The following is a 25,485-nucleotide window of genomic DNA, read 5'->3' as shown; positions in this document are numbered from 1 at the left end:
AGCGGCTATCGTATCTGTGCGCACAATTACGCAATGGATGACGGACCGGCATGGATATGCTAATGACCAATAAAAGTACAGCAATCGTCGGCTTCATTGCCAACCTGATGCCTCTCTATTTCGGTGAGCACCATGAGAATGCCTGGTGCGCTCGCAGCCTGCAGGACGGCACGCTCATCCTGCCTTTTAGTGCGGGCGAAGATTCGGGCAACGAAGGTTGGATTCGGGTCTGCTGGCAAGGTGATCGGCAACGGGAGACGGAGGTCTTAGGCGAAACGATCGCAGCACTTGCGCTGGAGCGCTTTGTGCGATTGCATGGCACCGGCGTACACGAGGAGGCGATTGCTGCCGAACTCTGTTTTTTGGCCCAGCACTTTACCTTCAAAACCGGCTGCTACGTCTATCTCCCGCAGCTGAGCCAGCCTCCGCACCCTGTGGTACGCGTAGTGAGGCGCATGGGCGAGGGTGTCCTCGTGAACCTGCTAAGCAAGATTGCAGGTGGCTGAGCCCACTCAGCATCCGGCTTCCTTCTAGGGCAACCAAGGCCGGCACACTGCTGCTCCCGGCTCAGCCCCCGCGCGAGAGCTCGCGCGCGAGGAAAGGGGCCGTCCTGCTTGCCTTGGCACGAGCCACCTGATGCGGCGTTCCCTTCGCCACGATGGTGCCGCCCGCAGCACCTGCGCCAGGCCCCACGTCAATCACCCAATCGGCCTGCGCGACCGCCCGCATGTCATGTTCGATCATCACCACCGTGTTCCCTGCATCAACCAACCGCTGCAGCTGAAGCATCAACCTGTCCGCGTCCGACGCATGCAGGCCGGTAGTCGGTTCGTCGAGTACATAGAGCGTGCGACCTCGCTGGCCGCGCTGCAGCTCGGTTGCCAGCTTGATGCGTTGTGCCTCACCACCTGAAAGTTCCGTGGCCGGCTGGCCCAGCCGCAGATAGCCCAGCCCGATTTCCCGAAGCACCTGCAGCGAGCGGGCAATCGCATCCTCCTCGCCAAAGAACGCGTGCGCCTGGTCAACCGTCAACTGCAGGACCTCGGCAATGTTGCGGCCATTCCACAGCACCTTCAGCGTGGCCTCGTTGTAGCGCGCGCCATGGCACGCAGGGCAGGGCGCATAGACGCTCGGCATGAACAGCAGCTCGACGCTGACGAACCCCTCGCCCTCGCAGGTCGGACATCTGCCTTTGGCCACGTTGAACGAGAAGCGGCCGGCATCGAAACGGCGTCGGCGTGCGTCCGGGGTACTGGCGAACAGCTTCCGCACATTGTCGAACAGCCCGGTATAGGTAGCCAGATTCGACCGCGGCGTGCGGCCGATGGGCTTCTGGTCCACCTGGACGACCCGCTGGATGGCATCCACATCGCCTGCCAGTCGCCCCCGCGTTGCTTCGATGACGGTTGGCCCATCGGTGGGCGCGACATCGGCGCCATCCTCCGGCGGCTCGTGGCCCAGGTGCAGCAGCACCAGCTCCGGCAGCGCCTGCGCCATCAGGCTGGACTTGCCCGACCCCGAAATCCCGGTCACTGCAGTCAGCAATCCCAGCGGCAGCTGCGCATCCACCCCCTGCAGGTTGTGGCGGTGGATACCCTTCAGTTCCAGCCAGCTACCGGCTTTGCGCGTGCGGCTTGCAGGCGCAGGCACCTGGTCGAAAAGATACTGGGCGGTGCGGGAATCCTGCACCTGCCGCAGGCCATCGGGCTCGCCACTGTAGAGAACGCGCCCGCCGTGCTCGCCCGCCTGCGGGCCAACATCCACCAGCCATTGCGCGCGGCGCATCAGCTCCAGATCGTGTTCGACGACGAAAACCGAATTACCCCCGTCGCGCAGCTGGCCAAGCGCATCGTACAGCGCCTCGCTGTCGGCAGGATGCAGGCCAGCCGATGGCTCATCCAGTACGTACAGCACGCCGAAGAGCAACGAGCTCAGCTGTGTACCCAGTCGCAGACGCTGCAGTTCGCCGGCCGAAAGCGTGGGTGTCGCGCGATCCAGGGAGAGATACCCCACCCCGAGCGAACGCAGCTGCGAGACGCGCGCCATGATGCCGCCCGCCAGCCGCTGGGCCGCCATGCGCTTTTCCTCTGACAGGGACGAGGTCAGGCGTACGTCAGGGGCCGCCGCGTGGGCAGTTCGCCCGCTTGCCACCCGTTGGGCGCGGTCGCGGCGTGTCGCGTTCTTATTGCGTGAGCCACGGCTATGTGCGCTGAAATCACCCTGTGCCACAGGCTCCAGCAGATCCGCCAGTTGATCCAATGGCAGGTGCATGAACTCGCCGATGTCCACGCCGGCGAAGGTGACCGACAGCGCTTCAGGTTTCAGACGCTTGCCGTGGCAGGCGGGACACAGCTTGCCCTCCATGTAGCGGGAAACCCGCTTCCGCATCAGCGCGCTCTGGGTAGTGGCAAAGGTGTGCAATACGTAGCGGCGGGCGCCGGTGAAGGTCCCCATGTAGCTCGGTTCAAGCTTCCGCTTCAGGGCGGCGCGGGTTTCGGCCGGGGTGAAGCCTGCATAGACCGGCACGCTTGGCGCCTCCTCGGTGAACAGGATCCACTCCCTGTCCTTCTTCGGCAGCTTCTTCCACGGCACGTCGATGTCGTAGCCCAGCGTGACCAGGATGTCGCGCAGGTTCTGGCCGTGCCATGCCGGCGGCCAGGAGGCGATGGCCCGTTCGCGGATGCTCAGCGACGGGTCCGGGACCATCAGCGCTTCGGTCACCTCGTAGACGTGCCCAAGACCATGGCAGGTGCTGCAGGCGCCCTGCGCGGTGTTGGGTGAGAAGTCCTCGGCGTAGAGCATGGGCTGGCCGGGCGGGTAGGCCCCTGCACGCGAATACATCATCCGCACCAGGCTGGACAGCGTGGTCACACTGCCCACTGACGAACGTGCATTACTGGCACCGCGCTGCTGCTGCAGCGCTACCGCCGGCGGCAGCCCGTCGATGGCATCCACATCGGGCACGCCCACCTGATCGATAAGGCGCCGTGCGTAAGGCGCTACGGACTCGAAATAGCGCCGCTGCGCCTCAGCGAAGACAGTGCCAAAGGCCAGCGATGACTTTCCCGAACCCGATACCCCCGAGAGCACGACCAGCGCATTGCGGGGAATGGAGACATCGACATTCTTGAGGTTGTGCTCGCGCGCTCCGCGGACCTCGATGCAACCGCTGGCTGCGGCAGCGGAGGATGACGGATCGATGGGCGGGTGGGGCATGGCGGCGGTCCTGCAGGCAGTGAGCGGCACGCCTGACAGCGGGCCCGGTTGCTCATTCTCGCTGCTGCGGGGTGAATGTGGGTGAGGGCGTTGCGGGCGATGGCTATGCCGTGCCGCGGCAGCGTGGGAACTGGCTGCATCCGTGGAACTGCTCGCCGGTTCGGCGATTGGTCCTTTGGACGAGCACGCTTCCGCACCTTCTGCAGGCAGCTGCCTTGGGGATGGGGCAACGTGCAGGCTCAAGCTGTGGTTCGACACGATTCGCAGCTGGCTTCTGCACTGCACGGATCATGCCGAGAAGCTCCTCGCCACGGATCAGCTCCATGTGCTTCCCAGCAGTATCTCGCCGAGCGGCGTACTGCGATCTGCGGTCGTTGATCCTCTGCTCGGGCAGACATGCATGACGTGCGCAGCAGAAAGTACTCAATGTTCCTGTGTTCGAGCCGATAAGTAGCCATGGACTTGGGCGGTTGCGCCTGCGTCGCCTCTTTGAACGCAAAGGACTGTGTTGCATGAAGACAGTATTGGAGCTTGTTGCCGATCGCGCCGCGTCGGACATTGCTCGCATCTTCCCAGAGAACTGGAGCTCGCCCAAGGCCTGCCGGAACATCAGAGATCTGGTGGCCTACGCACTGGCGGGGATGAACTATCGGGACGCTGTTCGGCAGGTGCGCGTTGAGGGCGAGCCTCGCTATCCCAACCCGCTGCCATTCATGGACGCGGTTCCAGATCACGATGGGGAGTTCAGCCTGGGCGTCGCCATCAGGGACGCCTTCGACTGGCTCCAATTCGAACTCGTCGCTTGCGGAGGTGTGTTGACCAGCGTGTCCAAGACGAGGCACGGGCCAACTGCCATGCTTGTTCGTACGCGCTTGAACGTGGTCCGCAGTCAGACGATCGAGGATCCAAACAAGAGGGCGTTTACGGCAATCGTTCTCGCGACCGATCACGGACAACTGCTCGGTGAACTGGAGCTTCTTGCCGATCTCAAGGGTTCATGGGAGCTTTCGAACTTTGAGTATGCGCTTGCTGGTAATGGCGATGCCATTGGTGTTCACGTCACGGTCGATCCTGAGGATCGATTCCGCATCAGGAAGCGCCGCAGGTGGACTGCCCCCGCTGTTGATGTGTCCAGGAAGCGATCCGCCCTGAGCGATTCGATGGCCGCCGTCTACAACCCCTCCTATGAAAGTCGCGTGTGGGTTCCCGTGCTACGCGATGAGCAGGACTGGTGGCTGGAGCAGTGGCCACCCAAGCAGTAGCGGCCTTGCCGCATGACCCACACCGCGGATGGAATCAACGTTTTTTCAAGGAGAGCAAGATGGCTGAAGAAAAGAAGGCAGTGACGCTGAGCAGTGCGGATCAGAAGAAGGTAAATCGACTTGCGCGGGAAGGGATGAAGCTGGTCGACATCCGTCGGGAACACTTCCCGGAGGTCAAGTACTCCGCGCTCCGCGCCGTGGTTCTCGATACGGGTTCGCAGTCAGCGATTGGTCGCTTCAAGGCGATCAACAAGGAACTGGCTCTCATGGCAAAGGCCACTACGGGGGCGCAGCGCAAAGAACTTGCTGCTTCACTGAGTGCGCGCATCAAAAGCCTTCATGAGGACTACATCAGGAGCGCAAAGAAGCTGGACCAGGTGCGCGACGTCCTCCAGAAGTAGCCCGGTGCAGGAAGCCCACCAAGGGTTCAAGGCAGCTGCCCGGCGCTCATCAGCCGGGCAGCTGTTCTACTCACGAGAGCGAGGCCGGACTTCCCAGCGCCGCGTTGAGAGCGATCAGTTCAGGGCGAACGTCACCGGAACCACGATACGCCCTCTTGCAGGCATTCCATCGATGGTTGCCGGGTTGAAGGTCCATCGCCGCGCGGCCTCCTTGGCGGCGCGACCCAGGTCGCTGTTACCGGAGGATGTCTCCACCGACACATCGGTGGGATAACCCTGCGCATCGACATCGACCCTCACCCGGACAGCGCCCTCGATGCCAGCGCTTTCCCTGTGGTGTCGTCCACGAGAAGCAAGGATTTCGGCTTGTCAAAGAATGCAGACCCAATCGATGCGATGTAGCCCTTTGAGTCCAGCGCGTAGTTCTCGTTCTCGGCACCTTGGCCCGTAGGAAGGTGCCCGCAGGCAAACCAAGCAGCGCCAGCGAGGACAGCGCCAACCAGCAGCGGCGCTGGCCAAGGGCTCCGCCGGGCATTCCGCTCGGCCTTGCTTTGCCTGAACTGCAGCGGCGCAGTATCGCCAGCTGAAGCTGTCGCGGCCTGTTGGGGCCCAGGCGTGTCGCCATTGACGGGCATGCCAGAGGCGGGCTCCCGCGCGACCGATATCGGGTTTCCGCAGTGTGGACATGAGGAAGCGCGGTCACTGACCTGCCTCCCGCATTCCGAGCAATTGATCAGTGCCAAGTTATCCCCCTGTGCCTTCGTGGCTATGTGATGTCCTGGATGGCACGCTGGCCATCGCTCGCGATTATAGGCATCGAGGGCCGCTGTCATCACGTTCGATAAAGACCAGAGGGCATCGGGTCACTGCTGGGGAAATCTAATGGGTGCGGGAACTGGCCACTCTCGTGTACCCGCTCCATACCGCCTACATGACGTCGTTGCGGCGCTCGCGGCAACCGTTAGAATCTCGCCAACCTATTGAATTCTGCCACGCAAGATGATCGATGACATTGAGCTTGCCATGGCGCTCGACCCTGAGCTGGGCAGGCTGTACGAGAGCGGCAAGAACCTGAGTGGAGAGGCCCCGGCACTCAGCCTTTCCCATCTTCGCGGCTTCGCCCATAGATTCTGTACGCTCGTAGATGAGCGCAATGCTCAGAGTAATGAGCCCCTTGCACAGAAGATTCGAAACCTCGGCACTCGCGGCATAGCGAACCGGCCTGTGTTGAGTGCTCTGGGTGTACTGCATTTCAACGGCAACATAGCGGCTCATCCCGAGCACTACGGCTACACTTCACACGACTTCGGTGGCATGTCCAAGCTGTCACTCGACGCCGCTCTGCGGCTTCTGAAGGAGCTGTATTGGCGAACGCATCATGTCGAAATTGACTGCATCGTAGCCCCCGTGAAGTCCAACGCTCTATGGCAGATGTGTGGGAAAGCCATGCTGGACGGTGATCCGGAGGCAATGTTCCAAGCCGGATCGTACTTCATGGAGTGCTCGAGTCCCGCTGGCCGCCAGCCTTACGAACTTTCTGCCCATGAGTGCGTCGCTGCTGAGGAAAGCATGGAACACGCACTCTTCTGGATGCGCAGGGCCGCAGTCAAGGAGCACGTCGGCGCAAGCTACTCATTTGGACATCACCTTGTCAGCGAGTCAACGCCAACCGATCCGCAGCACACCCGTGGACAGAACTTCATAGCCCATGCCGCCAAGGCGGATCTTCCTGATGCGCTTGTCTATGTGGGCAATGCCTACCTGCACGGAAATGGAATCTTCCAGAAGGATCCCGCGCTGGCCAGGGAAATGTATGAAAAGGCCGTACGGTCAGGTCATCCGGAAGCGCTCGCGCAACTGGGAGCAATGCTCTCTCTTGGGATTGGCGGCATCGCGGACAAGGCGGCCGCAGCCAGGTACACAACCGAGGCTGCCAATGCCGGTGACCCCCAGGCCCAGTACAACCTTTCCGTGATGTATCTACATGGGGACGGCGTCCAGAAGGACATGGCAAAGGGGCTTACCTATCTTCAGGAGGCAGCGTCCCAAGGATATCCAGACGCCATCTATAACCTTGCGGCGTCGATTGAGGGTGGGCTCATCCCCGGACGATCCGAACTCGACGCTGAGGAGCAGTACATTCGTGCGCTACAGTTTCCCGACTACAGGGCGCGCTCTGCCTTGTACGCTGCCAGAATGATCGAACGCCGGGCCACGCACTTGGAAGACTGGGTGAAGGCAGCCGAGTACCTGCAGGTCTGTTTTGAAATGGTTGCCACGGAGGATCCTCATCAGCTGCGGGATGACTGCCTGGATGCCTGCAAGCGGATCGTTTGTCGAGCTCGAGATCTGATCAGGCAGGCCGACCATGGCGCCCTGGAAACTTGGCATTTGCACACGCTCTGGCTCTTCGACAGACACTGCGTCCCCGTCACAGATCGATCTGCGCGATTTGACCAGATCCAGTCACAGATCGTGCGGTCGACGGAACGTAGTGCTGTAATCACCAACACCCTCATGATGTGTCGGGAGGCATGCATTGATCCGCCTGCACGAACCGCGGCACCGCAGGTAGCGGTGACCCGCCCCTTGAGGGCGGTGGAGACGCCCGGCCGCAACGAGGCGTGCGGGTGCGGATCGGGTAAGAAGTACAAGAAGTGCCATGGGGCTGCCAACCCGCCATCCGCGCAGTAACAGAACCGGCGTGGTCATCCCGGCCATCACTCGGCCCTTGACGTCCCGACTTCATCTGGACGACGATCCACTCGCCAAGGGGCGCGCCCATGATCAGCCGAGTTCGCCGTGTACCACGTGAGGCAGCGAGGCTGCCGAAAAAGCAACGCCATTACCCCATTGAATGGCGTTCGGTCCTGGGCAGAGCATGGTCCAGATCGGGCAGGTGGGAGGCGGCGGCGTTCGCGCTCCTGTACCTGGCCTGCCTGCTGTTGGATCTGCTGGACAGCGTGGATTTCATCTACCTGGTCGTGATGGTGACGCTACCGTTCTCTCTGGTGGCCTTCGCAGCCGCCGACGCCCTGCAGGCTCCGCTTGGGCTCTCGTTCGAGACGCTCAACTGGGTAACCTGGGTGTTTCTGGGCGTCTTCGGGCTTGTTGAGTTCTATGTGATTGGACATGGATTGGGTAGCGCGTGGCGACAGTGATCCTGGGGCATGTTCACACCCACTTCGGAAGCCTCGCGAATGCATCGTTTCTGGAATGAAAGGCAGCTCTGGCTGTTAGCGATTTTCGTAGCACCATTATTCTTCCTCGCCTCGAGCGCACTGATTTCGCTGGTCGAGTTTTTCACTCCCAGCGCAATGGAGAGCGGCGGCTGGGCTCAAGTAGAAGCCAGCGTCAGCGCGGGCTAAATGGTCTACGCTCTGTCGATAGCGCCAGTGTTCGAGAACCTCATTCTCTACGCAGTTGTCGCGCTGCTGGGAAGGGCCTTCAGGGGAGACCTCCAGATCTCCGGCACTGCAGCGATGCTCGCTGCGATCGCGCAAATCCTGGCGTCTGGGCAGCCGGCCTACGTTGCTGTGTCCCCAAGCTTCCTTGTCATGAGCCTTCTGATCCTGCGTGCAAAGCGCGGGAATAAGGGCTACTGGCTTTCAGTCGTCCATCATGTGGCTGTGAACAGCATTTCTGTGGCTGGGTTGCTGTTGCGCGTGCACCCGCTTTGACTCCGCGGGGCCTGGTTCAGGGGTGAGGGTGGACCCGTCGAAAGCGCCCAAATGACCGCTGGAGTCACTATCAGGAGCTGCCTACAGTACGAAACGGAAAATCCCTACTGCGCACCCGCTCTGTATTAGGAGCAGAATCCCGGCAGCTGGATAGACGGATCGTTCACATGTTGAATCGACTAGCTCCTCTCAGCGCAGCGGCCGCCCTTGCAGTGGCGTTGTCTGCACCCGTGCCAGCAAGCGCAGGCGAACGTTCGGTGCGTTGGGAGACGGTCAAATTCGAAGCGCTCAAGAAGCAGGACGAATGGCGACGAGCGTCGCCTACCGCGTTCGCCAAAGTAAGCCTCGACATGAACGGCGATGGCTTGAAAGACTAAGCGAAACTGGTCATCGACCGCGCCAGGCACCACTCAGGGCTGCGGGTCTGCTTTGGGAAGAAGGCGCCAAAATCGCCGTCCAACTGCCATATTCTTGTCGATGATGACCTGGAAGACGCCTATGACATCATGGGGCTGGATGTGCGCGCCCCGGGCTGTCACCTCTACAACACGATGAACGACCTTGTTGACACTGGTGGAAGGATCTGCAGCCGGACACAGGCGCTCAACTACTTCCGAGAAGGAAGCAGCACCTCGTTTTTCCTCTACGATACAAAGACGGGACGCTTCAATCGTTACTGGGATTCGGATTGAGTGGTACCTGGTGCCGAGCCCGGTAGGGTCGAGCTTGCTCGACTTTCGTCCGACAGCTGATAGGACGCCGCCAGCGGTCTCGCAAAGGCTAAGATGCCGGCCAAGAGGCGCCTTCGGAACGGGATACGCAATGGAAATGCAGATGGGCAAGGACACCCAGGTTCCGGGCCTGGAAGAGAGTAATGCCCTGACGTTCCATGGGCTGCACAGCCGGATTCAGGGACTGAGGAACCAGTCCATCTACCCCGAGGCTGGCGTGGTTGAGAAATGGTCGTACCGCGTAGGCGTGGGGGCGGCGCTGATCGGGCTGGTCAGCGGCCTGCTGCTCGTTCGCTGGATACCTGCGATCGTGCTTCTGCCAGTGACGCTTACCTGCCTGATTGTGGAAATCGGAGGCTTCCTGGTTGGCGGATTCCTGAGTCTGCGCCGGGAGTACCGTCAGTACTCCCAGCCCCGGTTGTCGCACGCCAGGGAAATGGACAACGATTTCCTGCACTGGCAGTCCGTCATTGCCGAACACTGCATGTTTCCGCGCGAAGATAGGGAGCAGCGGCTCCGCTACGTCAGCGCACTGCGCACCCGCATGACCGAACGGATGGGCATCATGTACGGAGGGCTGCAACGCCTCGGTCCATTTCCGCTCCTGATCGCGCTGTACCTGCAGTTCCGCAACTGGCGCTGGGGCGACTGGACGGGGGTCTACGACATCGGCTGGGCGGGCGCCGTCCTGATCTTCGCCCTGGTGCTGCTGTACCTGATCGGGTAGGTTTTGATCGCCCAGCGAACCCGACTTGATACCTACGTTGCGTTGCTGGAAGCTTCCCTCCAGGAGCCCGCAAAGTAGAGTCGAGCATGCTCGACTCCCTACCTGGCCTCGTGTCTTAAACCTCGACCAGGACCGAGAACATCCGTACCCGGCACGGGCTCGACGAGCGGCTAATTCGCGACGTCCTTGGACCAGGCGCCGTTGTCCACATCGTGACGAGACCGTGCTGAACCTTGCACCAGATAAGCATGACTACGTTGTCAGCAACGATCGCTTCGTTGAATACCGATCAAAGGCCCCAGTAAGATATGGCCGGATCTTCACGCACGAAATCGCGGAAAAACGCGTTATTGATCAAGGATCTGGATGTCTCGGCATCGTTCGCCTGATCAACTGCATGGCGTGAATGGATAACCCTGCCGGCAAGCGAAGACAACATTCTCTCGTGAAACCGCTTGGCAGCCAGGCCGATGGCACGCGCGCCTGGAGTAGTGCCCAAATGAAAAACAGCACGATCGGCAGCGGACTGCTCGCCGGCGCTCAAAGGCCTCAGGTCCTACGACTGCGCCACCAGCAATGGCTACTCAACTGCCCGAAATCTGTGTAATGCTTGGAGCATAGCAAGGAAGCGCCTGAGGGGGCGGCGATGAAGGGAATCAAAATGCTCGGCACTGAGCCGGTCGATGGTCGGCCGCTGTACCGCTACAGGGCAGGTCTCTGGGCACTTTCCGCCCTCGAAGCCTCAATCAATAATCCGCTGGTCTCCAGGAAAATACAGGTGCAAGCGCTTGCACCTGTTGCGGCCGCACGTTTTGCTTCCAACTATGACGGGGGCTCACCCTCCTGGAATCATTGCGGCGAGGAAATCCTGCGGCTCTATAACCGGAATGGCGCGCGCTTCCGCGAGCTGATGGATGAGAGCTTCAGCTTCTATCGGATACCTGTCGTCAGCCGCCCAGGAGCCGATCTTCTGCTTGAGACCGTGATCGGCCAAGCTGGACTGCCGAGTGGCATGATCCGGCAAGGGAAGCCCATCCGGAAGATCCTGGACAGCCTCATGCAGCACGAAGTTGCCGGAGGAGTGGATGCCCAAGCGACTGCACAGGCACTCATCGGTGCAGCGGACGCAAGAAGTGACCTTCGCAAAGCACATGAACACACGGAGCACCTGCCAGGCCTGTGTGTTGACCTTGTTCGCGCAGTCCTCAAGCTCACCACGGATGCGCAGTGGGAAGGTGGGGCGCTGGACAGGATCTGGAGCATGCCGGGTTGGATGCAGGCCCTGCCATTCCGTGTTGAGGAAGATGCGGCAAAGGAGATCGTTGGGCATCTGCTCAACGTGGCGCTGGCTGCGACCGAAGGCGCTGCTTGTGCCATCGAGCGAATCATATCGAGGCGACATGGCGCATGGACGCTTAACACCCGCGCGATGATCGACGGCACGGGCTTCGAAGCAGCCGGAGAGGTGCCAGGCCTTGTTGCTGTCCACTATGCGATTGCGGGAGAGCCTGTCGGCGAGGCCTTCAAGGCAAGGCGAAAAGACGGAGGCAGGTTCTTTCAGGCGAGCGCGGTCCAGGACCTTTCCGAGAACGTTTCCGACCGCGCGGTTTCGCTTGTCATCAGTGACGCCGGCACGTATCGCCGCCTCGACTGTATCGGTGGCGAACCGCTCGACGAACGTTGCGTATGGGTCTTCGAGCCTGGAGATGGCGATCCCGTTTACCGCTCTCCGGCACCGGTCAGGCTCCGCACGCGCACACTGCTGGCTGCGGCACCCGAGGGCACTATCGTCACCGGAGAGGCGACAGCCCTGGGCGAGAAACTGATGGTGAATGGCTCGGCGCGACCACTCTGGAGCGTCTCCGGCAAGGCCGTCTTTACGGCTGCGGACGGAGACTTCGCCGTTGTTGAATCAGGCTATGCAGGCCCGCAAGGCTATCTCGACTTCTCCGGACGCACTCCACACTTCCGCGTGAAGGGCTATTCAACAGTCTTTGTTGGAGACGCAAACCCCCGAAAGCTCGGCGGACTCTCAGGCCGTATTGAATGGCGCAGGGCGGGAGACAGTGCGTGGCTAGGCCAATCGGCCAGAGGCGCCAGTGGCGATATGCAATTCCGTCTGGTTGATGACACCAGTGCAGTGATTGCCGAGCGCCGACGCGTTCTCGTGCTTCCTCAAGGCTTCGATCACCGCACTACCAATCGTCACCTGTCGCTGTCCTTGCCAGCCGGCGTTACGATTGCTGGCCACGCTACGGCGGCCGACGGAACCTGCACGATCAAATTCGCAGGCTCCAGCCTGCTCACCGTCACACTTCTGTTTGCAGGCACCAGGGCGGATCTGCTATTCGAATGCCCAAAGCCGGCTTCATTCATTGACCTGGCAAGTGGCGAGGAAACTGCGACTGGAATGCGCCGCGTGAGTTCGATCGCCGCGGGCAGGATCGTGGCCCAGGCCGGCACGGCATTGCACAACCGTCTCGAGGTGAGGCGGGCCAGCGCGTCCTGGAATGCCGTCCACAGCCTCTCCTTGCGTGCCAACCGCCTGCCACTTTCTGAAGTGAGCGGCTTCCTTGAGGCACTCTCATTCGATCCGCGCGCGAGAACCCATGCACTCAAGGTCCAGTTCCCCAATGGGCCCGGAATCGAGATCGAACCTTATCGGATCAGGCGTATCGGCGCTGAAGTGACGGTGGAAGGCGCATCCGATGACGTGCGGGTGCAGCTTAGGGAACTTACGCACGTGACTGGCGATGAGCCAATCGAACTGCAGCGAAAGTACAGCCAGGCCTGGCTGCTGCCTGACGCCAAGCTCTTCCCTGGCGTCTACCTGGCGATTGATCCATCGCGCCAGGCCGCACCCTGCCTCGTGGTCCTGGGTGAAGACCAGGCCGACACTGCTTCGGAGTTTCTCCAGGCGGTGGGCATTAGTGAGTCGCACGCTCGATCTGCAGCCCTGATTGGGCTCTACCGGCGCATCACCGATGACCCGCACAGCGGAAAGTCGTCAGCGGAGCTGGATGTATTGCTGGGCTGGCTTGGCTCATTCCAGTTCTATCTGCGCTGGCTTGATCCGTTCCTTGTACTGGCAAAAGAACCGCTTCTGGCACTTCGGTTGCTCGCGCTGGCTCGCCTTCGCGGGTACACGGAGGCAGAGCAGGGGTTGCGCTGGGGCCTGGATGGGTTGCCTTTCTTCTGGCACGCGGCGCTCGCGCAGGCATCTGCAGAGCTGCTCGAATGGAGTAGAAGGCAATTTGGCGAATCCCAGACCACCGATGTGTCCTGCCTTCTCGCCAGCCTTCCGCTGGCGGGACGTGTTGGAGAGCTCGTCAAGCTGAGAGCGGCGTTTGGCCCTTGGAGTGATGCATGGCAGACCTCGGTGGGCGAGTGGTCTGACCGGCGGCAGCAGGAGCTGGAGTTTCGTGATCCTCCCGTGAGGGACGCGGCTGCGGAACTGTGGGAAAGGCTTTCCGTTCCAGGCTTGGTCGACACGCTGCGGACCCGCTCAAGAAGCATCACGCCAAGCGTGGATCTTGACCGGACATTCCTTCTTGCCCCATATGAACTTGCCGTTGCCACCTGGTACCGGCACGACATGGATCAATCGCTACGGGACAACCTGCTCTTTGCGCGCTACATGATCGACCCGATGCTCTTTGACGACGCTTACTGCTCGGCCATCGCAATGTTGGAGAATGCAGCTTGAACACCTACGAGAATCTGAAGACCCACCCTCTGCTGGAGCGCATTCCAAAGCGCCTTTCGGATGCCGTGATGAGCATGTACCGGCCGGCGGATTCGGGACTTCGCGACTGGCTGCAGTCATGGCTCGGCAGCTACGCGAACGAGGATGGCGCCGTGCTCGGGGTCCCACTCATCGAGTGCATGTATCGCTGGCAGAGTGGCGAAGCAACCCTGGACGACCTGCAACTGCAGGGCCTGCTGCATCCGCGTTTCATTGATGCATTGGACCAGGCGTCCGGCGATTACCACTTCCCGCGTAGCCGCAGGCCGTTTTTGCACCAGCGCGCCGCGCTTGATTCAGTGGCGGCTGGCAAGTCTGTGCTGGTCTCAGCGGGTACCGGCGCGGGCAAGACCGAGTCGTTCCTGTTCCCGATCCTCAGCAGCCTGTGGGAGCAGACTGAAGAGCGGAAGGCCCCGTTGACAGGAGTGCAGGCGCTTTTCATCTACCCGCTCAATGCGCTGATCCGCAGCCAGAAGGAACGCCTCGAGGCATGGATGGAGCCGAGTGCAGGACAGCACCGGTTTGCGCTGTACAACGGTGACATGAAGCAAAGCTTGAAGGTCCATGAGCACGCAGCCTTTTCTTCCTGCGAGGTGCCTGACAGGAAGACGCTGCGACTGAGTCCACCGCCACTGCTGATCACCAACACAACGATGCTCGAACTGATGCTGATCAGGCCGGAGGATCGTCCGATCCTTGAAGCGTCCTCAGGAAAGCTCCGCTGGATCGTGATTGATGAGGCGCACTCCTACACCGGAAGCGCCGCTGCCGAGCTGACGCTTCTGCTGCGCCGCACGCTTCAAGCCTTCAACGTAAAGCCGTCAGATGTCCGATTCATCGCTACCTCAGCAACGATTGGTGACGCGAGCGATGAATCTACGCGCGCGCTCCGGAAGTTTCTGGCCGACCTCGCTGGGTGCCCGGAGGATTCTGTTGAGGTGGTGCGCGGCCATCGCGAGATCCCGCAGATCACATCGGCAAGCGGCAAGGCACCAGCACTGGATGAACTGGAGCTGCTTTGCCAGGACGCAGACACCAGCGCGGCAGACCTGCATATGGCGCTCCGCAGATCACCTGTTGCCATGTCGATCCGAGACCTCCTCACCAGAAAGTCAGCTGCCAACCTTAGGGAGATTGCGGATCATGCAGACCTGCCCACCCTCCAGGATGCAGCGCGCTGGATCGATGTAGCCTCTTCCGGAAAGGTGGCGGACGAAGACCACTCAGACGGCCGCTTCCTGCCAATCAGAATCCATCTGTTCCAACGGACGATTTCTTCCGTCTGGTCATGCATCAACTCAGCCTGTTCCGGTCGCATGGACGCCGCGTTGGATGAATGGCGCTACGGGGCACTGTTCATGCAGTCGCACAAGGCCTGTCCGCTTTGCAGAAGCATGGTTCTCGAGGTGTCGCTGTGCAATGACTGTGGTACCGCTGCACTGCAGGGCGTGTTGTCTGCCGACAGACGCTTTGTCCGTGCGGAAGCAGAGCGGGAGGACGAGTATCTTGCTGACGTGGAAGCAAATGACGATGACCAGTTGGAAGAAAGACTCTACAGCCGCGTCCTTGTCTGCAGCCTCGAGGACAACAGGGCAGGTGTACCGACCGGGGAGGCCTTCTTCAACCCGCTGACAGGCGAGATCGCCTCGCTGGATGGCGAGATGCAGTTCGCAGGCATCGTCTGGAACCCCTACAGCAGAAAGTCCTCCATGGCGATGCACGATGTCGAGGCAGAGCGGCCATGCCGCTGCACCGGTTGTGGCAACGCATTTACCGACATCGACAAAAGCCGAAGGGCGATCCGGCTTACCGCACCGTTCTCGCTCAACAACATCATCCCGGAACTGCTGGCTGCTGCACCGCCGGATCCGGCGGCAGTGGGTGATTCCGTCTTGATGGAAGGACGGAGACTGTTGACCTTCACTGACAGCCGACAGGGGACCGCGCGTGGAGCGGCCAGGATGTACGATTCTGCACTCAGGGATTACATCCGCTACGTGGTCCCGCAGCTGTTGCCAAGGCCATTGACGCTCGGGGAAATTGAGTTCAGCAGAGGCAAGGTTCTACAGATCCAGGCCGAGCTGGCACATGCTACCGCAACGCTGGAGCGTGAAGACCTTGCTTCGCAGTTGGAGAAGCACGAGGCCCGACTCAAGGGCAGCCACCCGCAGTCGTGGCCGGAGATCCAGAGCAGGCTGGCAGACCAGCCTGAGATCGATTCAACCATTGCGCCCTATTTTTCCGAGCTCATGGGGCCGACGTCTGCAGGCATTGTCTCCCGCTTGCTGCTGCTGCGCGAGCTGTATCGCAGGCCCAAGCGGACAAACTCCCTGGAGACGCTTGGCCTGGTCTCGATCTGCTATCCCGGGATCGAGAAGATCACAGCGGGCCAGCTTCCGTCGGCATGGGTGGAGATTGGTGGCGATGTTGGTGAGTGGAAGAGCTTCCTGAAGATCTACATGGATTTTGTGATCCGTGAGAACGCCTGCGTCGAGCTTTCCGAGGATGAGAAGAACTGGATCGGAACGCGCTTCAGTCGCAAGTATCTGGTTGACCGGATAGAGAAGGGCGAAAAGAAGGGCAACAGGTTCCAGTGGCCTAGGCTTGACAGCGAGACCGGCAGCGGCGGTCGCGCGCGTCTACCGCGCCTGCTCCGCGCTGCATTCCCCGGCATGCGCCCACAGCTTGTCAGCGAGGTGCTCGACGCTGCCAAGCGCAGCCTGATTTCCAGCGAGCACCTGCTGAACGTCGAAGGCAGAGGTCATTGCCTGCGCTGGTCAACCGTATCGCTGTCGCGGCCGACTCAGCTCTGGCTCTGTCCGGTCACCCGGCGCCTGCTGGACACGGTACTGCGGGGGGTATCTCCCTATCACCAGGCTGACGGAGTGCCAATTGCATGTGAACCGGTCTCCCTGCCGGTCCCGCAATACACGTTCTGGCAGCGCGCCGGCGTTTCCGTGCCAGTGCCGGAGCGTGAGCAGTGGTTGGAGGAAAGTCGACGCGACCACCCGCTGGTCAGGCTCGGGCTCTGGCCTGAAGCGCTTGACCGTGCGCTTGTTGGCACACGATTCTACGCGGCACGCGAACATTCCGCCCAGATTGATCAGCGCCAGCTCGACCGGCTGACCGCAGAGTTCCAGGCCGGGAATCTCAATGTGCTCAGCTGTTCCACTACCATGGAAATGGGTGTGGATATCGGAAGCCTCGCGGTTGTGGCCATGGCAAATCCCCCACCAACGGTCGCCAACTACCTGCAGCGTGCGGGCCGCGCTGGCCGCCGCGGTGAAACGCGTGCGTTGGCCTATACGGTATGCCGCGACGAGCCACGCTCGCTGGGCATTTTCAAGGACCCGGCCGGTTTCCTGGCGACCAGTATCAGGCCGCCAGTGGTGCAGCTTGGAAGCCCGGTCATCGTCCAGCGCCACCTCAACGCCTGGCTGCTGCGCGAGTTCATCTCCGCCCAGGGAAATGGCGGGGAAATCATGAAGATGACAGCCGGCGGCTTCTTCGGACTCGAAGCCCCAGTGAAAGAGCAAGCAGGATCCGATACACGCGACCAAGCGCCGTTCCAGATGCTGATGGCTTTCCTTCAGGAAACGAGCAACTTCAAACCCGCCGCGCATGATGCCATCAGAGTCATGCTGGAGCGCTCAAGTCTTGCGGGTGTAGCCTTGCAGCCACTGCTCGAAGCGGCGAGGCAGGCATTCGAGTCTGCAGCGACGTCGTGGTATGCCGAGTGGGATTCAGCGAAGATCCATTGGGATGCAGTGCCGGCCACGCAGAAAGAGGCAAGAAACGCACTCTCCTACCGCCTTGTGCGGATGGGTAAGGCCTACCTCCTGCAGTTTCTGACCATTCGCGGCGTCCTGCCGGCGCGCGGTTTCCCGGTGGATGTACGCGAGCTGCTGATCGTCAAGTCGATTGTTGGCCGGGCCGAGATGTCCGAGCGGGAGAGCCTGAGCAACCGTTCGCTCAGCCGCGAGCTTGCGGTCGCGCTGCGCGAGTATCAGCCAGGCGCCAACGTGGTGGTTGGAGGCGCGGTCTACAGGGTAGGGGGCCTCACCATGAACTGGCAGCGTCCTGCCGGGGCGATGGCGCCAGGAGAGATCCAAGATCTGCGCTGGCGCCTGATCTGCCAGTCCTGCAGTGAAGTAACCGACAGACCCGAGCGCCCGGACGCCTGCTCGGTCTGCGGCCAGGTGGTGGACGAACACACCCCGGGGATATTCGAGTACATCATACCGGCTGGTTTTGTCGTCCCGCTTGGCGCCAAACCCAATGATGACGTCTCCAGACCGACTTATATACCGGGTGAAATGCCTCGTTTCAGTGTCAGGAACGCAGACGGCAGCCATGTTATCCGTCGAGCGCTGGCCAGCCAGGCGGGCTGGTCTCGTGTTGGGCGCTCTGCGGAGGTTTATCACCACACGTTCGGGCAGGATCATTCCGGCTTCTCGCTCTGCCTGGCATGTGGCTGGTGTGAGCCAGGTTCGGCCAGTCCGGAGAAGGGCGGCGGCTATCGGCACCGCCAACCTTTCACAGACCGCTGGTGCGAGCCAGCCCAGGAAAGCGGCTGGCTGGTAAAGCGGCTCGGTGCGCTGGGTGCAACCACACGGACAGACGTGCTTGAGTACTTGCTGGTGCCGTCGGTGGACGGTGCGCCACTGTCAGATCAGGCAGTGGCCGCAACGCTGGCGGTACTGTTGCGCAATGTTGCGGCCAGACGCCTTGGCATCGACCTGGGCGAACTGGGCTTTGCCGTGCAGAGGGTTCTGATGCAGGGCAACGCCGGGCTTGCAGTGATTATCTTTGACAGAGCCTCAGGCGGCGCGGGATACGTTTCAAGACTCGAGAACAATGTCGAGGAGCTTCTTTCGGCAGCCATTGTCGAGGCTGCCGCGTGCCCGGCCAGCTGTGACTCGGCGTGCCCGGAATGCCTGCTGTCACATGAGACCCGCGACGTGGCAGATGTACTGGATCGCCACGCGGTCCAGAAGCTCCTGGGCGGCCAGTTCCGAGGCACGCTGCTCGTGCCTGACGATGCCATGGCGCTGCTTGGCGAAGACGCTGGATGGGAAGCACGCAGCCTGACCGATGCTGTCAACTCAACGCTTTTGCTGTCCGCAGCTCCGGTGCTGACCCTTTACATTGGAGAGGAAGAGGACCCGGGTGAGAGCAGCCTGATGCTGAAACTTGCCCGACGCACCCAGGACAGCCAGCCCGCATCGGTGCGCAATCTGGTGGTGCCGCGCGGCCGGTTTGACGGCGAGGCAACGTTCCGCCGGCGCTGCGCGATCCTCGTGGAAGCAGGCGCGATTTCCTCTGTTGGCCTATGGAGTGAGCCAGAGGGCGGGTTTGTTCCGCGTGTTCTACTGGAGGGGTCCAAAGGACGAAGCGGCTGGGCACAGGAGACCAACACCGGCGCCTACATCCAGGGCCATTCCCCGGCGTTCCCGCAGGTCGAGTGGGTGCCAGCGGAAGGCCTGGCCGGCAACCTGCACGCGCATGTCAGCGCCTCTGTATTTGATATCGTTCCGCACAAGCCACTGCAGCCGCGCCAGTTCTTCAATGAGCTGATTCTTCCTGCGCTGTATGAGCTTTGTGCGGACTTGCCCGCCATGCTGAAAGACAGTGTTGAGCGCATCGAGTACAGCGATCGCTACTTCCGCAGCTGCAGTAGCGCCGGGGTGTTTGCAGCGCTCGTCAAGGGGCTGACAGGCTACACGCACGGAGCCGACCGTGAAGTGGAGATCACCACCATGTCGGTCATGAGCAGACCTTCTGGGCAGCGACCTGCATACAGTGACTGGCAGAACGATGTTTCGCGTGAACGCGACCTGCAGAAGCTGCTGTCTGACTTCAAGGTCTCTACGATCGAGAAGTCAAGACAAGCGGTACCTCACCAGAGAACACTGCGAGTGCATTTCGACGACGGCCGGGTGCTCACCCTCATGCTGGATCCCGGCGTCGACTACTGGGAAACGACCAGAGCGAATTCGATCACACCAAAGTACTCCAATGTCCAGAATGGCGAAAGGCAGATTCTCATCGCTCGCATGGAGAGAGCTGCGGATCTGGCGCCAGCCTGACCCGAGTTCGCACACGTTGGAGCCCCAAGAACAGGGGCTCCATCCTCTAGGGATGGTCTGAACAAACCTGCGCGAAATCCGATGGTAGTGCGGGCCGCTGGCCGGCAAGCTTGAGGTCCATCAGATCACGTTGAAGGACCCTCCATGCAGCTGACATTCGGTGATGCCGAAGGCTTGGGCCAGCGCAAGAAGACGCGCCGCGAGCTGTTCCTCAACGAGATGGATCAGGTGGTTCCCTGGAAGCGACTGCTGGCACTGATCGAGCCGCACTACCCGATTGCAGGGCGCCGCGGCCGTCAGCCGTATCCGCTGGCCACCATGCTGCATATCCACTTCCTGCAGCAGTGGTATGCGCTGAGCGACCCGTCGATGGAAGAAGCGCTGTATGACACAGCGGTGATGCGTCGATTCGCCGGCATCAACAGCTTGGAGCGCATTCCTGACGAGACCACGATCCTCAACTTCCGTCGGTTGCTGGAGACCCATGCGCTGGGCGCCAAGATGCTGGAGGCGGTCAATACACATCTGCAGCATCAGGGCCTGAGCCTGCGTGCGGGCACGATCGTGGATGCCACGATCATTCACGCGCCCAGCTCGACCAAGAATGCCGACAAGGCGCGTGATCCGGAGATGCACCAGACCAGGAAGGGCAATCAGTGGTACTTCGGCATGAAAGCGCACATCGGCGTGGATGAGTTTTCCGGCCTCGTGCACCATGTGACGTGCACCGCTGCCAATGTAGGCGACGTCACAGTCACGCACGAGCTTCTGCACGGCAAGGAGGACTGCGTGCTGGGCGACAGCGGCTATACCGGAGCAGATTCACGGCCGGAACTTGAGGACTCCAAGGCCGCCTTCTTCATCGCCAGGAAGCGAGGAAAAGTGAAAGCGATCAAGAACGCGCGCGACCGTCGGCAGCACGAGCGCTGGGAGAGTTGCAAAGCCAGCATGCGTGCGAAGGTGGAGCACCCATTCCGGGTCATCAAGCGCCAGTCTGGTTACACCAAGGTCCGCTACCGTGTCCAATTTGTGGATGACGCGCCGGCAGCTCGCGCCGACCCAGGGATAAATCCGCCTGGATGTATCCAACGGCGCCTTCGAAACGCCGTTTTCACCAGAATATTCCGCTCAGGCAAGGCGCGGACACGCTTGGCTTACAAATTCAGCGCTGTGGACGATCTGCTAAGACCATCCCTAGTTCGAGCCGTAGCGGGCCCGAGACTCCGCCGGCCGCGGTGCTAAGCAGGGTCTGCCGCGACGCTCCGCGACCATGCCTACTGATGCCCCTGGAGTCCGCCAGCAGCGGACGATCGAAACGATGCCTACAGGCGGCGGCCTGTCGATCACCTTAATTCGCCTTTAAGGCCTGGGGCGGGGCGGGGCGGGGCGGGGCGGGGCGGGGCGGTTAAGCCTGCTGTGATTTGTGTTCGTTATCGGTTGTGGGAAGGTGTCGGCGGATCAAATGCCGAGCGCGCAAATGGTCAGTCCTCCTATTAAGTTCAGGTTTCGACCGAAAAAGCTGAATAGAAGGTTCCTTGAGAAACAAGCCCTCCCCGTTCAGTCTCCGCCGAGGGGATGCGCGCGTTCCACGTGAAGCTGCGCCAGGGATCAAACGTCACATGGAAATGCGGCGTTATCGGTCGTGGGTGATGGGGTGGTCGAAGACGCAGAAATCAGCTTGGCGTTACGCGGGCTGGTGTTGCTTGCCCTGTTCCATGGGGCGCCTGCCGACGCCGAACAGCTGGCGCATGAGTCTGCAACGGGCAGCGGGCCGGTGGACGATACGACGCTGGAGTTATACGAATGAGTATGGATTATATTTACGCCGCTTACGCCGGGAACATGATCCTGTGCGGAATGCTGGGGAACTTCACGCGACTGCGAGTCGCGGCACTACGTATTTCAACAGAGTCAATTGACAGTCCGGCCCGTTGGACGCGCCGGACGACACGCTACCTGTTTTTCCACTTCTGGCTCTTGGCAATAACGGCGCTTTCACTTCTCTACGCGAAACCGTTTACGCAGGCCCTCACGGAAATGTCCGTGCCGGAGGACTTAGTAGTCGGAGTTTACCTGCTGACTAGCATGCCACTGACGGCACTGTGCTTCGCCTGGGATCTACGGGGTGTCCGTCGTGCAGATGCGCGCAAGCTCGCCGGTCGTGAGGCCTGCAGGAGGCGTTGGCGCGGTAGCTGACCTTGTTCACCACGCGGATGCCGCCAGCGCGACGATGAACTTCGCCAATCCTGCAGGGCGAGAGCGGCCCGGTCCAGCACCAGCTTGTCAGGCGTCGAGGTGGCGGTAACGCCGGCATGCTGGGTCTTGCTGTGCTCGAGCCGATATATGTAGCCCGCCTCGCCAGGCCGGCGCAGGTCGCGTAGATCAGCCGCACCGATCTCGCTACGCCGGCGCCCGCCACTGGCAAACCCGAAGCGGAGCAGGGCCCGGTCACGAATCCCTTCCAAACTGTCGTCGCAGGTGGCCAGCAGGGCTTCCAGCTCGGGGAGGGTGATCGCGGTCTTCTTCCGCGGGCGCTCGCCGCGTTTGACCGACGCCCGCGCCGCGCGGCTGAGCACGGTACGGATCGCCGGCTGCTCGCAGGGTTTGGCCACTTGCTTCAGTCGGTGCGCGGTGGAGAGCACGGCAACGCGATGGCGCACGGTGGCCAATGTCCACGGGCCGAGCTTGGCCTTAAGCCCAGCGGCAACCGAAGCCTGATTAAGGACCAGTCAGGGTCCAGCAACGGTGCCCTACGAGCAATACATCATTTCGCATAATGTATATTATGTTACGGCGCAGTACGTCGCACTGCTCGTGGCTGCCCCGCGAGCCTGAGCATTGCGCCGACGCCATCACAGCCAGGAATCTCGGCGTCATCGCGTCGGATTTCCCTTGTGACCAGTCACCACCTCACCGTCTTCCTTCTGGAATGGCCCGGGCAGCGGCGGCAGAATATCCAGCACCACTTCGGACGGCCTGCACAGGCGCACGCCCATCGGGGTCTCCACAAAGGGACGATTGATGAGTATCGGATGCGCCAGCATCGCATCAAGCAGCGCGTCATCGCTCAATGCCGCATCTCCCAGTGCCAGCTCGTCATACGGCGTACCCTTCTGCCGGATGGCATCGCGCACGCTCAACCCCGCGGCCGTGATGAGTTCGACCAAGCGCGCACGGCTCGGCGGGTGGGTCAAGTAGTCAATCACTTCCGGTTCGAGCCCGGCGAAGCGAATCAGGGCCAGCGTATTGCGCGAGGTGCCGCACTTGGGGTTGTGATAGATGACAGCGTTCACGCACTTTCCTCTTCGTTCAAAATGGTCTCGACCACGCCTGCAGCGGCCGTCAGCGCCGCTGCTTCAACTGCCCCCTTGCGCTCGCTGTAACGGTCCACCAGGTAGTCGCTGCGCCCGCGCACCAACAGGGTGAACTTGACCAGTTCCTCCATCACGTCCACGACGCGATCGTAATAGGCAGAAGGCTTCATCCGACCGTGGTCATCGAACTCCTGCCAGGCTTTGGCGACCGACGACTGGTTGGGGATCGTCACCATCCGCATCCACCGGCCGAGCACGCGCAGCGCGTTGACCACGTTGAACGACTGCGAGCCGCCGCAGACCTGCATCACGGCCAGCGTGCGACCCTGCGTCGGGCGCACGCTGCCCTCTTCCAGCGGCAGCCAGTCGATCTGGTTCTTGAACACCGCTGTAAGCGTGCCATGCCGCTCCGGACTCACCCAGACATGCCCTTCCGACCACAGTGAGGCCTGGCGCAGCTCCTGCACCTTGGGGTGGGTCGCCGGCACCGAGTCCAGCATCGGCAGCTCATGCGGGTCGTACAGGCAGGTTTCCGCCCCGAGCTGTTCCAGCAGCCGCTGCGCCTCAAGCGCCAGCTTGCGGCTGAACGACTGAGGCCGCAGCGAGCCGTACAGGATCAGGATGCGCGGGCGATGTGGCGGTTGCCAACCAGGGTCATTGAGCTTGGCGGCCGAAGGAACATCCAAGGCACCAGGGACCACATTGGGGATCTGCTTCACGAGGTTGTCCTGCGGTATCGTTTCCAATATTCTAGAATCATGGAACATAACCACGCAACCCGGGCCCTCGCTGCCCTGGGCCACGCCACCCGCCTGTCCATCTTCCGCCTGCTGGTGCAGGCCGGCAGCGGCGGCAAGCTGGCCGGCGACATTGCCCAGGCGCTCGCCTTGCCTGGGGCCACCCTCTCCTTCCACCTGAAGGAGCTGCTTGCAGCGGGCCTGATCAGCGCCGAGCAACGTGGCCGGACCATCTGCTACCGGGCCGAGTTCCAGGCCATGAACGGCCTGGTGGCTTACCTCACCGAGAACTGCTGTGCCGACGAACAGGCTTGTGAGCGCCCTGCAGGCTGTTGACCAACCGATCTATCACCATTTCCCGGAATAGCCATGACCGCTGACACCTCCCGCCTGTCCTTCCTGGACCGGTATCTCACGCTGTGGATCTTCGCCGCCATGGCGCTCGGCGTCGGGCTGGGCGCATTGTTCGAGGGCCTGCCCAGCGCGCTCAACAGCCTGTCGATTGGATCAACCAACATCCCGATCGCGATCGGTTTGATCCTGATGATGTACCCGCCGCTGGCCAAGGTGAAGTACGAGGAACTGGCCACGGTCTTCGCCGACAAGCGCGTGCTGATGCTCTCGCTGCTGCAGAACTGGATCGTCGGCCCGTTCCTGATGTTCGGCCTGGCGGTGCTGTTCCTGCGCGACTATCCTGAGTACATGACAGGCCTGATCCTGATTGGCCTGGCACGCTGCATCGCCATGGTGCTGGTCTGGAATCAGCTCGCCCGCGGTGACGGCCAGTACGTCGCCGGCCTGGTGGCATTCAACTCCATCTTCCAGATCGCGCTGTTCAGCGTCTACGCTTGGTTCTTCCTTTCCTGGCTGCCGCCGGTGTTTGGTCTGCAGGGCAGCGTGATCGATGTCAGTTTCTGGACCATCGCCGAAGCTGTTCTGATCTATCTTGGCATCCCGTTCCTGGCGGGCTTCCTCACCAGTCGGTGGCTGAAGGCGCGTAAGGGTGTGCGCTGGTATGAAGAAAAATTTCTACCTGCAATCAGTCCGATCACCCTCGCCGCACTGCTGTTTACCATCGTGGCGATGTTCGGCCTGAAAGGCGGCGACGTGCTGCGGATTCCGATGGACGCGGTACGCATCGCGATCCCACTGACGTTGTACTTCATCATCCAGTTCGTGATCAGTTTCTTCATGGGCAAGCTGATCGCCAAGGACTACCCCCGCACCACCGCGATCGCGTTCACCGCAGCAGGCAACAACTTCGAACTGGCCATCGCCGTGGCGATCGCGGCGTTCGGGCTGGCTTCCCCGGTAGCCTTCGCGGCAGTGATCGGCCCGCTGGTGGAAGTGCCCGTGCTGATTCTGCTGGTCCACGTCGCCCTGCGGCTGGGCAAACGCTACTTTCCTGCCGATGCACGGAGCCGCTGAGTCGCCTGAGTGCACTCGGCCCACTACCGCCATTCCGAACCCTTCGCTGGAACGCGCGTGGCGATCATCGGCAGCGGCACCTCAGGCGCGCAGATTCTGGCCGAGGTATCCAAGGTGGCGAGGCAGTAAGGTCGGAATATTGCTTTGCCATATGG

At 61.5% G+C, this 25,485-nt stretch carries 20 protein-coding genes and 3 pseudogenes; 15 read left to right on the top strand and 8 right to left on the bottom strand.

Going from position 1 to position 25,485, the window contains the following annotated elements; all coding sequences use genetic code 11:
- The first annotated feature begins 62 nt into the window (after positions 1-62).
- Complete coding sequence (locus tag SOM47_RS10775) at positions 63-506, top strand: hypothetical protein (RefSeq protein WP_320505537.1); 444 nt, start codon at positions 63-65, stop codon at positions 504-506.
- A gap of 61 nt (positions 507-567) precedes the next feature.
- On the opposite strand, the gene SOM47_RS10770 is transcribed toward SOM47_RS10775, so the two are convergent.
- Positions 568-3,216, bottom strand: a complete 2,649-nt coding sequence (locus SOM47_RS10770) for an excinuclease ABC subunit UvrA (protein ID WP_320505536.1) — start codon at positions 3,214-3,216, stop codon at positions 568-570.
- 103 nt (positions 3,217-3,319) lie between these two features.
- Positions 3,320-3,421 (bottom strand): annotated as a pseudogene (locus tag SOM47_RS17655) (topoisomerase DNA-binding C4 zinc finger domain-containing protein); the annotation flags it as partial.
- Between the two features lie 307 nt (positions 3,422-3,728).
- On the opposite strand from SOM47_RS17655, the gene SOM47_RS10760 reads away from it, so the two are divergent.
- A complete protein-coding gene (locus SOM47_RS10760) occupies positions 3,729-4,478 on the top strand; it encodes a hypothetical protein (RefSeq protein WP_320505535.1) in 750 nt (249 codons plus the stop codon).
- 59 nt (positions 4,479-4,537) lie between these two features.
- Positions 4,538-4,879, top strand: coding sequence for a hypothetical protein (locus SOM47_RS10755; protein ID WP_320505534.1), 342 nt, complete (start codon positions 4,538-4,540; stop codon positions 4,877-4,879).
- Positions 4,880-4,993: 114 nt separating this feature from the next.
- Here the strand turns inward: SOM47_RS10755 and SOM47_RS10750 are convergent, their stop codons facing one another.
- Complete coding sequence (locus tag SOM47_RS10750; RefSeq protein ID WP_320505647.1) at positions 4,994-5,197, bottom strand: energy transducer TonB family protein; 204 nt, start codon at positions 5,195-5,197, stop codon at positions 4,994-4,996.
- The gene (locus tag SOM47_RS17650) at positions 5,176-5,712 is read right to left on the bottom strand and encodes a zinc ribbon domain-containing protein (protein WP_414715790.1); all 537 of its coding nucleotides are present in this window, start codon (positions 5,710-5,712) and stop codon (positions 5,176-5,178) included. The genes SOM47_RS10750 and SOM47_RS17650 overlap by 22 nt, the downstream gene beginning before the upstream one ends.
- Positions 5,713-5,878: 166 nt before the next feature.
- Here SOM47_RS17650 and SOM47_RS10745 point away from each other — a divergent pair, with 166 nt between their 5' ends.
- From SOM47_RS10745 to SOM47_RS10720, 6 genes are all read left to right on the top strand, one after another.
- Positions 5,879-7,573, top strand: a complete 1,695-nt coding sequence (locus SOM47_RS10745) for a tetratricopeptide repeat protein (RefSeq protein ID WP_320505533.1) — start codon at positions 5,879-5,881, stop codon at positions 7,571-7,573.
- A gap of 89 nt (positions 7,574-7,662) precedes the next feature.
- Entirely contained in the window at positions 7,663-8,040 is a 378-nt protein-coding gene (locus tag SOM47_RS10740; protein WP_320505532.1) for a hypothetical protein, read from the top strand.
- Between the two features lie 39 nt (positions 8,041-8,079).
- Positions 8,080-8,247, top strand: coding sequence for a hypothetical protein (locus SOM47_RS10735; protein WP_320505531.1), 168 nt, complete (start codon positions 8,080-8,082; stop codon positions 8,245-8,247).
- Positions 8,248-8,274: 27 nt separating this feature from the next.
- The gene (locus tag SOM47_RS10730) at positions 8,275-8,559 is read left to right on the top strand and encodes a hypothetical protein (protein WP_320505530.1); all 285 of its coding nucleotides are present in this window, start codon (positions 8,275-8,277) and stop codon (positions 8,557-8,559) included.
- 167 nt (positions 8,560-8,726) lie between these two features.
- Positions 8,727-8,936, top strand: coding sequence for a hypothetical protein (locus SOM47_RS10725; protein ID WP_320505529.1), 210 nt, complete (start codon positions 8,727-8,729; stop codon positions 8,934-8,936).
- Positions 8,937-9,381: 445 nt separating this feature from the next.
- Positions 9,382-10,017 carry a hypothetical protein gene (locus tag SOM47_RS10720; protein ID WP_320505528.1) on the top strand — a complete coding sequence of 212 codons (636 nt, stop codon included), beginning with the start codon at positions 9,382-9,384 and terminating at the stop codon, positions 10,015-10,017.
- Between the two features lie 289 nt (positions 10,018-10,306).
- Here the strand turns inward: SOM47_RS10720 and SOM47_RS10715 are convergent, their stop codons facing one another.
- Complete coding sequence (locus SOM47_RS10715; RefSeq protein ID WP_320505527.1) at positions 10,307-10,561, bottom strand: hypothetical protein; 255 nt, start codon at positions 10,559-10,561, stop codon at positions 10,307-10,309.
- A gap of 102 nt (positions 10,562-10,663) precedes the next feature.
- Here SOM47_RS10715 and SOM47_RS10710 point away from each other — a divergent pair, with 102 nt between their 5' ends.
- The 3 genes and pseudogenes from SOM47_RS10710 to SOM47_RS10700 all read left to right on the top strand — a co-directional run bounded on the left by SOM47_RS10710 (position 10,664) and on the right by SOM47_RS10700 (position 20,920).
- The gene (locus SOM47_RS10710) at positions 10,664-13,723 is read left to right on the top strand and encodes a hypothetical protein (RefSeq protein WP_320505526.1); all 3,060 of its coding nucleotides are present in this window, start codon (positions 10,664-10,666) and stop codon (positions 13,721-13,723) included.
- Positions 13,720-19,851, top strand: coding sequence for a DEAD/DEAH box helicase family protein (locus SOM47_RS10705; RefSeq protein WP_320505525.1), 6,132 nt, complete (start codon positions 13,720-13,722; stop codon positions 19,849-19,851). Before SOM47_RS10710 ends, SOM47_RS10705 begins: the two co-directional genes overlap by 4 nt.
- 144 nt (positions 19,852-19,995) lie before the next feature.
- Positions 19,996-20,920 (top strand): annotated as a pseudogene (locus SOM47_RS10700) (IS5 family transposase).
- Positions 20,921-22,084: 1,164 nt separating this feature from the next.
- Here SOM47_RS10700 and SOM47_RS10695 read toward each other — a convergent pair.
- The 3 genes and pseudogenes from SOM47_RS10695 to arsH form a co-directional block, all read right to left on the bottom strand.
- A pseudogene (locus SOM47_RS10695) lies at positions 22,085-22,580 on the bottom strand (site-specific integrase); the annotation flags it as partial.
- A 144-nt stretch (positions 22,581-22,724) separates the two neighbouring features.
- Positions 22,725-23,144 carry an arsenate reductase (glutaredoxin) gene (arsC, locus tag SOM47_RS10690; RefSeq protein ID WP_192083492.1) on the bottom strand — a complete coding sequence of 140 codons (420 nt, stop codon included), beginning with the start codon at positions 23,142-23,144 and terminating at the stop codon, positions 22,725-22,727.
- Complete coding sequence (arsH, locus tag SOM47_RS10685; protein ID WP_042612947.1) at positions 23,141-23,884, bottom strand: arsenical resistance protein ArsH; 744 nt, start codon at positions 23,882-23,884, stop codon at positions 23,141-23,143. The genes arsC and arsH overlap by 4 nt, the downstream gene beginning before the upstream one ends.
- A gap of 39 nt (positions 23,885-23,923) precedes the next feature.
- Here arsH and SOM47_RS10680 point away from each other — a divergent pair, with 39 nt between their 5' ends.
- The 3 genes from SOM47_RS10680 to SOM47_RS10670 are packed head-to-tail and all read left to right on the top strand — an operon-like array spanning position 23,924 to position 25,459.
- Positions 23,924-24,238 (top strand): ArsR/SmtB family transcription factor, encoded by a 315-nt coding sequence (locus SOM47_RS10680; RefSeq protein WP_042612860.1) that lies wholly within the window; start codon positions 23,924-23,926, stop codon positions 24,236-24,238.
- A 33-nt stretch (positions 24,239-24,271) separates the two neighbouring features.
- Entirely contained in the window at positions 24,272-25,330 is a 1,059-nt protein-coding gene (gene arsB, locus SOM47_RS10675) for an ACR3 family arsenite efflux transporter (RefSeq protein ID WP_192083491.1), read from the top strand.
- Between the two features lie 9 nt (positions 25,331-25,339).
- Positions 25,340-25,459, top strand: a complete 120-nt coding sequence (locus tag SOM47_RS10670; protein WP_265182987.1) for a hypothetical protein — start codon at positions 25,340-25,342, stop codon at positions 25,457-25,459.
- Positions 25,460-25,485 lie beyond the last annotated feature (26 nt).

Source organism: Stenotrophomonas sp. CFBP8980 (assembly GCF_034046095.1).
Lineage (GTDB): Bacteria > Pseudomonadota > Gammaproteobacteria > Xanthomonadales > Xanthomonadaceae > Stenotrophomonas > Stenotrophomonas lacuserhaii.
Note: the sequence above shows the minus strand (reverse complement) of the source record. Positions and strands in the feature narration are given on the sequence as shown.